This is a genomic window from Moorena sp. SIO4A1, assembly GCF_010672065.1.
Classification (GTDB): domain Bacteria; phylum Cyanobacteriota; class Cyanobacteriia; order Cyanobacteriales; family Coleofasciculaceae; genus Moorena.
In genome coordinates, this window is sequence record NZ_JAAHHX010000083.1 from 1 (window position 1) to 10,535 (window position 10,535).

Consider the following 10,535-nt stretch of genomic DNA (forward strand, 5'->3'; position numbering starts at 1 on the left):
CTGATGAACTGATTATGTCAGTGATCAAGGTCTTGGAAGGGGAAGAGGAATTGGAGATCGTGCGCCATCTGCTGCGTCTATCCCGCTGCATCAGCCGTCAGGAGGAGGGGGTTCCCCTTGGTCCCCAAGTAGACGCAGCCCAAGCAGAGGTAATGAATATTGTCAACAATTTCTTCTACGAAAAGATGACAGCACTACCTGCAATTAAGGCTTATATTGACCAGCTCAAGAGTTGATAATTACTCTAGCCGCCTATCGTAGGGGAAACGCATCTTGTTGGATAAGCAGGGAGAGTTCTCCATAAACCCTGCCTTGTCTTGATGCAGTCGCTCATGGTTTTGGGTTTGGGTGCCAAACCTGTGTCGGCACCTTGAAAGCCCCGTGGCAATCGCCTTTAGCCGACTGCATCGCTTCGCTTGATTGTTGACAATGCACTTTCCATTGGGTTTGATGATTAGATTTGTCCCAAAGGTTTACTAGTACCAGATGGGCGACTCTTACCAGATGGGCTGTGCAACTGGGTTAGAAATATTCCCATCCTATCTGCATTGGTACAGAGATTGTAAATAAATTTGATCTCTTACTTGCAACCATTCATAAATATGATATCTTTCTAGATACTCTTCCTGAAAAAGCAGCCAAGAATTTAGCCTTTGACACTGCTTTTAACTTATTGTCTTGCATTGCGAGCCTAGTAAAATCAAGGCCCAAGCTCTTTAGCAAGGCCACAAATTTTTAGGTTTTTTTAACCTTTGTGATCCTTGATCATCAATTATATATATTCAGGATATCCCACATGAGTACAACACCAGGTCAAACCGCAGATGCACGGAACCGCGTCATTGAATCCGCGAACCGATTGGGGGTTCAAATCAATAGACCTCTTGCAAAAGTATTTTTATGATAGTGTTTACGTCAATTCTTGTCCACTGTTCCCTGTTCCCTGTTCCCTGTTCCCGACTTCTGCCGCGAAGTCTAATGAACAAGAATTGGAACGATGGATGAATTCCATTACCGAAACCACAGAGGGCAGCGATATTGTCGTCGATGAAAAGACAGGGGTTTTCGGTCACAAAGTCAGCATGTTGGATTTTGACCCGAAAGACCTGGGACGTTTTCGCACCATCGGTAAAATTGTCGAATTTGACTATGTTCCTGGTGTCGTAGAAACTGCTTTGGCCCTCTCTGGTTCAGCGGGCTTAAATCAAGGTTTGAGCATGAATCAACTCATAACCAGCAACTTTCAACTTCCGATTATGGACACGGGCGTTATTGGTTCGGAAGTTAGGTTGTGAGGAATCCCATAACACTTTGGGGAGATTGTAGCGATCGCATATTTGATCAGTCAGCTCCCGCGTCGTGAGTTTGAGGTCGTTAACTAGGTTGTAGATACCTTGGCAGCGGTTTCGTCGGGCAAATTCCACGGCCTGAACAATGTCGTCTCGGTGAATCCAATTGATAAAGTTATCGCCACTGCCAGGAAGCGTCGTGCCTGCCAGTCGCTCAAACCGCTTGCTTAACTCACGACCGGGACCATAAATCCCACCAAGGCGCAGGATACAGACATTGCGCTCTTCACTGCTTGCCCCTAATAAAATATGTTCCGTCAAAGACAAAACCCGACCATGTTCGTTGGCTGGAACGATGGGAGAATTTTCATCTACCCATGCCCCCTCTTGGTTACCGTAGACGGCGCAACTACTTAGGTAAATTACCTGCTTCACATTGGGATTATCTGCTAAAGCTGCTACCAAATTGCTAGCGGTGGGGATGTAGGTGGCTTCGTAGAAGTTGGCATCAACTTGCCTATTACTGATCGGGGCAATACTCAGGACGATAGTGTCTTGATCAATAAGTGCCGACTGCATCCCTTGGGTATCATCCCCTTTCATCACCACCACCTGTGAAGCGACTTCCTTCAGCTTTGCTACCCGTTCTTGGGTAGTAGTGGTAGCTGTAACCTGGTGACCCTGCTGGTGATGCCAGAAATTTGCTAGAGCTGTGCCAACATAACCGCAACCAATAATGGTAATATTCATAAGGTATAATCTTTAGGGACATCCGTAACAATTTCAATAAAGCGAGTCTGAACCCCTCGCTAAATAGATCCGTTGGAGGAATATGCTTGACTTCAACAGTTGAGCTGTTGGTTCCGGATTAAGTAACGTCAGATCAACCTGTCTAGGACTTTCTAATAGAATTCCCAGAGGTTATGATCACGTAACAGTTTTGGCTGAATCCTGAACAGCTTTTGATTTCCCGATAGATATTGCTGTTTTATTATATCAATTTTAGCCTAAATGTAAATATTTGTAAATGTAATGTAAAATACATACGTTGCTGTGCGAAAATGTCGTAAACTAACAGCGATTAGCCAAGGGTTGCACAGCATCAGCCCAAAATCCTCAACGTTTCAAGTCGAGGAGAGTTCAAATCAGCGACTTACCCCAATTATTTGGGATTATGTGAGAGGAATAGTGGTACAGTATTTGTGGTATTGCTACAGAGTTGAGATCGCTTAAACAGCTTAATCTGGATTCAGCAGCTTGATATCGAACTCTGTAACCTCAGCATATGCGCTACGCGCACGCTGCGCGAACAGCCGTGAGCTTTTGGCTCAGGCTACTTGAGGTGCCGTCAGCCGTTGGCCGTAGACCAAGCTAAGGGAACAGCCGTGAGCTAAAGCTCACGCTGCGCGAACAGCTTTTTTTATTCAAAAGCACCGATTGCGCTACGCCCACGCTGCTCTGTTGGCAACTTTTGTCCTGTACTGAGATTTACGCCTAGTCTTATAAAAGTAAAAGAAAAAGATCACCATGAAACCATATTTCTCTGGACTTTTAATCCTATCCACAGTAACCACAATGACTGGTTGCACGAACGTTGGTGGTACGCCAAGGGCACAGGCTGCGCCATGCGAAAATCCTGTCACAAAAAACGATGTTCTAGCTGCACAGGAAAGCTGGGGCAAAGCCATTGTCGCCATTGGCAAGGCAGAAAGCCCACAAGCAGAAGCACAAAGTACTCTTGACAGGCTTTATGCTTATGATCTTGGTACGGTTTTGTTCAAACCAACACTAGCCAGCGATGATCCGTTCAGAGGCACGGAGAAAGAGGCTTTGTCTTATTTTGTCGGTGGCAGCATCAGCGAAGATAAAGGTTTTGCTCTTGCGCCCTATAACAAAGTGCGCTTTGAGAATGAAGGAATTATTACCAACTGCGATACAGCCATGTCGATGGGTGAGTATTTTTTCACCAAAACAGACGGTAGCGAGATCAAGGTAGAATACTCTTTTGGTTATGTTCGCGATGAAAACGGTGATCTGAAAATCAATCTGCACCATTCATCTCTGCCGTATCAAGCAAAATAAGGGCGATTGACCGTAGGTCACGCTACGCGATCGCACATCTGTCAAAAGTTGAGCTAGGTCTGGCGCTAGACTGTCCACCCATTGCTGTTGCTGGCTCGACTCTTTTGGCGGTTGAATCTCTTCTGGTGGTTGGGTCATTTCGGGTGCTGCTTCTATCTGTGATGCTTCAGATAATGCGCTCGGCTCTACAGGGGGCTGATTTGCTTCTGGCTTGGGCGTTTCGGGTACTGCTTCCTTAGATTCTGCTTGAGCTGTAGGTGGTGTTTTTGATGCGTAAAATTCAGCTAGTGCCCTAGCTTGGCCTTGAGGTATGGCATCATTAAATATTTTGCTAAGAGACCTCCTGTGATGAACAACGGTGAGCCAAAAGCAATCATCAAAGTCACTCTCAAGCAATGCTTTGGCACCATAAGGAAGACAAGGATAACGATCAAATAGAGCGGTTCTGTGGTTGGATGAGGTACACAAGAAATGGCTTTCCCCTAGTAGGGCTGATCAAGATGTACCTCACAGTCGCCGGAACCGCTATAATTCTTTAGTCGCCGCCACCGCAGCCACCACAGCCGCCACCGCAGCCACTATCACCGCCACCGCAGCTACTGCCACCGCCACCGCAGCTACTGCCACCGCCACCGAAGCCACCGCCACCGAAGCCACCGCTATTACCAGAATGGCTGGGAGGATTAAATACCTTTAGCAAGTCTTCTAGACCATATTGGCTCAAAACTGTACTACCAAATAGAGCAAATGCCAGGGCTAGTTGAGAATTGTTTTGAGCATTTTGCAGCATCCGATGCTTAACTTTTAGGTTTGCTAATACAGTATCGCCATAACGACTACGGTTGACTGGTACAACCAGAAAGAACAAACCAATGATTGCTGTGATGACGCACAGTATGATCAAGAAACCGACTGGCTTATGTCGGGAAATGCCTACTATAATCTTGCTGATTCCTAAGAACAAGACAGCAAACAGAGGCAGTGCGGGATATTGCTGGGCTGATTGGGCTTGGTCTTTTGTAAGTAAGAGATTGAGATCGGTTAAGCGATCGCGTATTTGGTCTGTAACGGATGCAGCGGATGCTCTGATTTGAGTGATGCTCTCACCAATTTTGACAGCATTCTCAATTTTAAGTTCAAGGGGATTAGTTTTGTTACGCAAGGGATTGATTAATTCTAGCCTTCGGTCTTCGGGCACAGGTTGTAAATGTTGCTCCTGCACAAGGTTAACGATGGCTGTATCGATGGCTAGCTGTTGACCACCAACTAAATAAGCTGTCTCATAGGGATCAAGAGAGACGGATGTCCCATAGGGTGCGGAAGCTGGTTGTAGTAGATACCAACGTAAACGGTAGGCCAAGACCACCGCAGCACTTGCTAGCAATAGATAGAACCTGAGAAATAATGGTCCTGTAAAATTAAGTGGATTTGCGCTATTGACTAAGGCTAATGATTCACAACCTGTGATTGTTGCTGTCAAAACGAACAATAGGAAAACAATCGCGTATTGGTTGAGGTTGAAGTTGGGGAGTGAGTTTAAACTAACCTTAGGTAAGTGCCCCCTAAATCCCCCAATTCTGGGGGACTTTGACATCATTACCCCCCAAAATTGGGGGGCAGGGGGGCAAAACCAATTAACTTTAGGTAAAATCCAGTGCTGCTGAGGGTTTACCCGCACAAAATTGATATCCTGACTAACATGAATATCAGCAGGTGCCCAAATATCTAATGGTGGTGCTTCCCCAAAGAAATAGTGATAGCTGGCTAGGGTTTTACTGTACCAATCGTCGAATTTAGACTTTTCTCTGGCACCACCACGACTAGGCTGATGATGAAAGGGGGTTTGTAGAATGTTTGGGCAAAATTCACCCCAGTAAGAATGGGTATAGGTCAAGTGTAGATGCCACACTTGATCTACTGGGTCAGAAGGGGAGACGGGATGGCCAGCTACTACTGCTAGAAACGCAAATTTCTTGTATTCTTCAATTACCCGCTGAGTGTAGTTAAAACTCCAGCGATTTTCCCGAGCTAGTCGCTTGCTAAAGGGAAATTTAGCATCAGGGTCATCTAAAGAAAATGCCTGAAGGCGTTGATATAATTGGGTTTGTTGAAGGTTCATAATTGTTGGTATTTTCCTGTACAATGCTAGTTACCTGAATCTACCCATATATTTCTATTCAGCCCAAAAATAAGGTTTTATGAAAACGTGTTTTGATTTTGCGTTCGCGTAGCGTGGTCTACGCCCAGGTGGGGGAATGCGTCGCGATTTTGTTCAAATAAATGTGAAGATAGTTTAAATATTTCTGGATAATTTCAAAAATATGGTATAATCTATATACTATAAAGTATGCTAGTTGCCTGAATCCCATACCCCCATAACTTAAAGCGCTGCTTGACTCACAATTCTTAGGATTAAAATTCCTAGTAAATCCTGAGGGAGTAACAGCGCTAATCATCAACATGCAAATTTTCGTAAGTCAATCAGAGTCAAGGAGACTCCTGTAGCTTATTGGATCTGGCAATCTACCAAAATACGGCAATCAATAGAAATGAATAGAGTAGTTACTTTAACACTAGATGGTGACCTAGATAGTGGAATTCGAGTCACTTTGACATGGGGAACAACAGACAAGTCAGCTGAAGGAAAAATTATGAGTCGGTTGGCCCCAAACCCCGAAATTTATCAACTATACACCGATTGGCAGCAAGGATATCGTAATTTAGAGTATTTTTACCGAAACCCCCGCTTAACTCCCAAAGGACTGTACATCTCTTCGGTTAAATCCTGTGAGCAATTGGTTGACGAGTTAAGGAACAATATTAACCAATGGCTGAATTCTAGATCCGATGGCTTTGACCAGGTCAGAGATCAATTAACAACTGAGTTAAGCCGTCATCGTGATACTCGGGTATTGATTCAGACCGATAATCCTCAGCTTCAACGATTACCATGGCACCTCTGGGATGTATGGGAAAATAATCATGACTCCGTTGAATTTAGTTTAATTCCCTTGGAATACCAGCCACATCCAGAAACTAAACTGAGAAATCGGGTCAGACTATTAGCTATTCTTGGTAACAGTGAGGGAATTGATATCGAAACCGACCGCAACTATTGGCAGCAAGTCTCTAGCTTAGACTCATCCTCTTGCTTTCTAGTAGAACCGACACGAGAGGAGTTAGACCAAAAACTTTGGGAAAACGATGGTTGGGATATTCTGTTTTTTGCTGGTCATAGTTCTAGCGAATGTAATGATGAAACCGGTCGAATTTATATAAATAAGGAAGACAGTATTCTCATTAATGAGTTAATCCCAGCTCTCAAGCAAGCCATTAAAAACGGCTTGAAGCTAGCTATATTTAATAGCTGTGATGGTTTAGGTTTAGCCAATGCTCTAGCTAAATTACAAATGCCACAAGCCATTATTATGAAAGAGCCAGTGCCCGATGAAGTTGCCCAGACTTTCCTCAGGTTTTTTCTGGAAGAATTTTCTCAAGGAAAGTCTCTCCAGAAGGCAGTTAAAGTAGCACAAAAAAGACTGCATTATCTAGAGAATCGATTAGATAGAAAATTACCCTACGCTACTTGGTTACCAGTGATTTATCAGCATCCTAAAGCACAACCTTGGCGTTGGCCAGTGTCAGGATCATTAGTTAAACTTTTGATTAAATTAGCCTTAGGGACTGTTGCGATCGTTAGCATTTACGGAATTTACAAAATTGGCACAGAACCTAACAAGCTAGGAGACAAGATTAGTTCTGGGGAAGAGATACTGGATACAACCTCTGCTCCACGTTTCAAGCAACGGAGTGTGAAGTTACTAGCTAAGTGTCAGGAGCCATTCAGAAATTATTTAGGAATTTGGCGTCAAGAAACCAGGAAAAAAGTTCGGAATTGCTTTTGGACAAAAGCTCACTATAAAACAGCTGTTGAGTTACTTAAACAATCCTGGCAACAGAATGGAGCCGATCCGGAAACGTTAATTTACTTGAATAATGCGCTACTGGAAGCTGAAGGAAAAAACTATTATACAATAGCTGTTACAATTCCCATCATTGACACCCCGAATCAATCAGTAAAAGATGCCAATGCTGCTAAAGAAATTCTGCGAGGAATTGCCCAAGCTCAAACTGAAGTTAATTTGGGACTCTTTGAAGTCGATAACGAACTGATTCAGCAATTTCCAGGTAAAGATTTTCTAAACCGTAAAGGGATTAATAATAGGATTGGACTCAGAGTCGTAATTGCTGATGATGCCAATAGTGAAGAAGAGGCGAAAGCAAGAGCAAGCTTATTGGTGAAGCAATCGAGTATTCTAGGAGTCATCGGTCACTGGACTAGTGAAACAACTCTTGCCGCTGTAGATACTTATCAAAATGGGAAGCTGGTCTTGATTTCTGCCTATGCCATGACAACAGAATTCACAACTAACCCTCGAAATTTTTTCTTTCGGACTGTACCTACTACTGAAGACGAAACTGATAGTTTAGTTGAGCACCTACTTAAGATAGATCAACGCCAAGTGGCAGTTTTTTACACTCCTCAAAGCCCAGTTAATAGCTATGCATGGAATAAATTAAAACAAAAGTTTGAAACCAAGGGAGGAAGGATCATAAAAGTCCGAGAGTATAAGTTATCCAAAAGTAACTTCAACGCCAACAAAGCCCTAAAGGAAGTAAGCAAATATAAAGAAACAGCCTTGGTGTTATTCCCAGATGCTCAAATCACTGATGCTTTGGAGAATTCCATTGAGTTAATCAAAGCTAACAACGGTCGTAATTTGATAGTAGGGGGATGGAATCTCTATAGTCCCCAGACTCTAAGCATCGGAGATTCAAAGCTATTGGAGAAAGTAGTTTTATTTGTTCCCTGGCATCCCCGAAGCAGTCCTAACCAAAAATTTACTCAAGACACTAGGAAATTGTGGCATGGACCAGTCAATCCGACCACAGCTACCACCTATGATGCCACTCGTACGTTGATTAAGGCGTTAGAAATGTCAAATAAACCGACACGTAAGGGTATCCAGAAAACATTAGCAAGTGATGGTTTTAGTGCCGATGGTGCAACAGGAACCATTGAGTTTGAATCCAACGGTGATCGCAAGAATCCTCCTGGAGAATTAGTTCATATCGTACCTTGTCCCAAGAGCTTCTTTGGTTTAGCCTTTGTGCCCCTTGAGTATTCTTCTTGTGATCAAAAGCATTAAGATATTAGCTATCAGCATTCAGCATTCAGCATTCAGCGATCAGCCAAAGGCTGACAGAATTCTAAATTCTTAATTCACCATTCTTAATTCAATCTTTCCAAAACACTATTTAATAACTGCAGCTGATAAACCTGGCTGCTGACATCCTGTGGTTCTTGATTTCTTGGCAAACTGATCACTTTCTCTGCCTTGGTTTGATACTGACGCACCATCGAAAAAGCTTCTTTACTGAAACCAGTCAGATAATCCTGAGCTGCATCACTTAAGGCTTGGGCTACTTGAGCGTCATAAGAGTCAGCAGATGAATCTGACTTATCTTTCTTTGCCCCTTTACTGAGGATATAGCTAGCTCCTCCAGCCATGGCTGCGCCCACTTTACCTTTTAAAGCCAAACGGATTCCAGTATAAAGAGCAATTGGGATAACTTTTTTTAACTCCTCGGAAGAGTCGGGAGGCTCAGGTATAATAACTTGGGGAGTATCGGGAACGGAAATAATTAGCTTACCAGGGGACTGATGCTCAAAAAACTCACAAGCTTTATCAACCCATTCCTGGATTGCTTCTTGATATCCATCAATGTCTTGTTGGAATTGTGCTTGCCAAGGGTTAAATTCCCCTTGCTGAAGTGCTGTCAGAAGTTTCGATTGATAGCGTTCTAACAGTTTGGGCAAATAGAGCCAACTCTCGAAATCAGAAACAGTGGCTTGGAATCCTTGTTTAATCAATTTCTGAGCTTTTTGTTGTAGCTCAAGTTTAGCCTGATGCTTCTCTTTGGCAGTTTCTAATTCTGAGTTGATGACTTGGATTTTAGACTGTAGTGCTGCTTTAACCTGAGTTGCGATCGCATCCACACGATCCAGGCGAACCGTTGTCTTTTCCCGTTGAGCAGCTACCATACTTTGTAGTGCTGATTCAAACATCGCCAATCCCGTCGTATGTGCTTGATCAGATAATCCTTTTAGTCTAGCTCTCAAAGCAGGTAGGGCATCAACTCGATACAAGTTACTAAGGGTATTCGGTAATTCCGAGCGAAAACTTTCAGCTACAAACCGTAGCCTAGTCTGGACTTCTTTTTGCTGATTAGGTTCCAATAAATTCAGGAAATTGACTACAAAAACAACAGTCTTGATTCCTCTATCTATTAACCAGTCTCTCAGGTTTTCCCGCTCACCCAAGGTCATGAGCTGGCGACCATCCAGCACTTGAACGACTAAATCTGCTGTTAGCAGTTGGTCGCGCACTAATTTATCCTGAGCTTCCCGGTCATTTGTTCCTGGTAAATCCAAAAATTCTACACCAGTTTTTAGGAAGGGATGGGGACAGTAAACCTCTACCGAAGCGACATCAGAGCGCATACACCGTTGCTCATCTAAGATAGCATAGCGCTTCAAGACCTCTGTGCTATTTTCACTAATTTCTGTGCCATCAGTCAGGGTAATTCGAGTATGCAATTCTTCTCCATATCGGATATGAATTGCAGCCCCTGTAGTGGGAATTAGACCAATGGGCAGAGTGCGCTTTCCTAGCAAAGCATTGAGCAAGGTGGATTTTCCATAATTAAACGGACCAAAGACAGCAATCCGAAATGTGGGATTTTCTAGATAGTCGCACAGGGCAATTACATCCTTTCGCAAGGGTGAGTCTTGCTCCAAATCAAGCAGACCGATAGCAGACCTAAGAGAATTAACAACAGACTGATAGATTTGCTGATCTTCCATGACAAGTTGTGTTAAGTAATTGGTCTGTGGTTCGATTCCTCGACTTGAACCCAGCACTAAGCACGGTAGCAAATACAGTATAGCCAAAAAAAATAGAGAGCCGTTCGTTTGACTCTCTTGATCATCAGGGTGCATCTACTGATCTAAGTATAGCAAGATAAATGTGGGGTGCAACCCCTCACCCCTCTAAGCAAGCAAAATGTTACAAAACTTAATAGTGTGCATCGGCTTAATGA

The 10,535-nt window shown here is 43.5% G+C and carries 8 protein-coding genes; 4 read left to right on the forward strand and 4 right to left on the reverse strand.

The window, feature by feature from the left end:
- A partial coding sequence (locus tag F6K53_RS31245) for a hypothetical protein (RefSeq protein ID WP_293083375.1) occupies positions 1–236 on the forward strand: 236 nt, incomplete at its 5' end.
- A gap of 648 nt (positions 237–884) precedes the next feature.
- The gene (locus F6K53_RS31250) at positions 885–1,295 is read left to right on the forward strand and encodes a hypothetical protein (RefSeq protein ID WP_293069181.1); all 411 of its coding nucleotides are present in this window, start codon (positions 885–887) and stop codon (positions 1,293–1,295) included.
- Here F6K53_RS31250 and F6K53_RS31255 read toward each other — a convergent pair.
- Positions 1,200–2,039 carry an SDR family oxidoreductase gene (locus tag F6K53_RS31255; RefSeq protein ID WP_293083378.1) on the reverse strand — a complete coding sequence of 280 codons (840 nt, stop codon included), beginning with the start codon at positions 2,037–2,039 and terminating at the stop codon, positions 1,200–1,202. The two genes, F6K53_RS31250 and F6K53_RS31255, sit on opposite strands and share 96 nt — an antisense overlap.
- Before the next feature lie 777 nt (positions 2,040–2,816).
- On the opposite strand from F6K53_RS31255, the gene F6K53_RS31260 reads away from it, so the two are divergent.
- Entirely contained in the window at positions 2,817–3,371 is a 555-nt protein-coding gene (locus tag F6K53_RS31260) for a hypothetical protein (RefSeq protein ID WP_293021289.1), read from the forward strand.
- Here F6K53_RS31260 and F6K53_RS31265 read toward each other — a convergent pair.
- Positions 3,345–3,839: a hypothetical protein gene (locus tag F6K53_RS31265; protein ID WP_293021288.1), complete on the reverse strand. Its 495-nt coding sequence runs from the start codon at positions 3,837–3,839 to the stop codon at positions 3,345–3,347. The genes F6K53_RS31260 and F6K53_RS31265 overlap by 27 nt on opposite strands.
- A gap of 67 nt (positions 3,840–3,906) precedes the next feature.
- Positions 3,907–5,490, reverse strand: coding sequence for a TIGR04222 domain-containing membrane protein (locus tag F6K53_RS31270; protein WP_293083381.1), 1,584 nt, complete (start codon positions 5,488–5,490; stop codon positions 3,907–3,909).
- 430 nt (positions 5,491–5,920) lie between these two features.
- Between F6K53_RS31270 and F6K53_RS31275 the strand changes: the two genes are divergently transcribed.
- Positions 5,921–8,581 carry an ABC transporter substrate-binding protein gene (locus F6K53_RS31275; protein ID WP_293083384.1) on the forward strand — a complete coding sequence of 887 codons (2,661 nt, stop codon included), beginning with the start codon at positions 5,921–5,923 and terminating at the stop codon, positions 8,579–8,581.
- A gap of 83 nt (positions 8,582–8,664) precedes the next feature.
- Here the strand turns inward: F6K53_RS31275 and F6K53_RS31280 are convergent, their stop codons facing one another.
- A complete protein-coding gene (locus F6K53_RS31280; RefSeq protein ID WP_293083386.1) occupies positions 8,665–10,299 on the reverse strand; it encodes a dynamin family protein in 1,635 nt (544 codons plus the stop codon).
- Between the last annotated feature and the right edge of the window lie 236 nt (positions 10,300–10,535).

Excerpts from the sequence above, each read along its gene's own strand:
- F6K53_RS31255 (WP_293083378.1), bottom strand. The coding sequence starts at position 2,039 with ATGAATATTACCATTATTGGTTGCGGTTATGTTGGCACAGCTCTAGCA.
- F6K53_RS31260 (WP_293021289.1), top strand. The coding sequence starts at position 2,817 with ATGAAACCATATTTCTCTGGACTTTTAATCCTATCCACAGTAACCACA.
- F6K53_RS31270 (WP_293083381.1), bottom strand. The coding sequence starts at position 5,490 with ATGAACCTTCAACAAACCCAATTATATCAACGCCTTCAGGCATTTTCT.
- F6K53_RS31275 (WP_293083384.1), top strand. The coding sequence starts at position 5,921 with ATGAATAGAGTAGTTACTTTAACACTAGATGGTGACCTAGATAGTGGA.
- F6K53_RS31280 (WP_293083386.1), bottom strand. The coding sequence starts at position 10,299 with ATGGAAGATCAGCAAATCTATCAGTCTGTTGTTAATTCTCTTAGGTCT.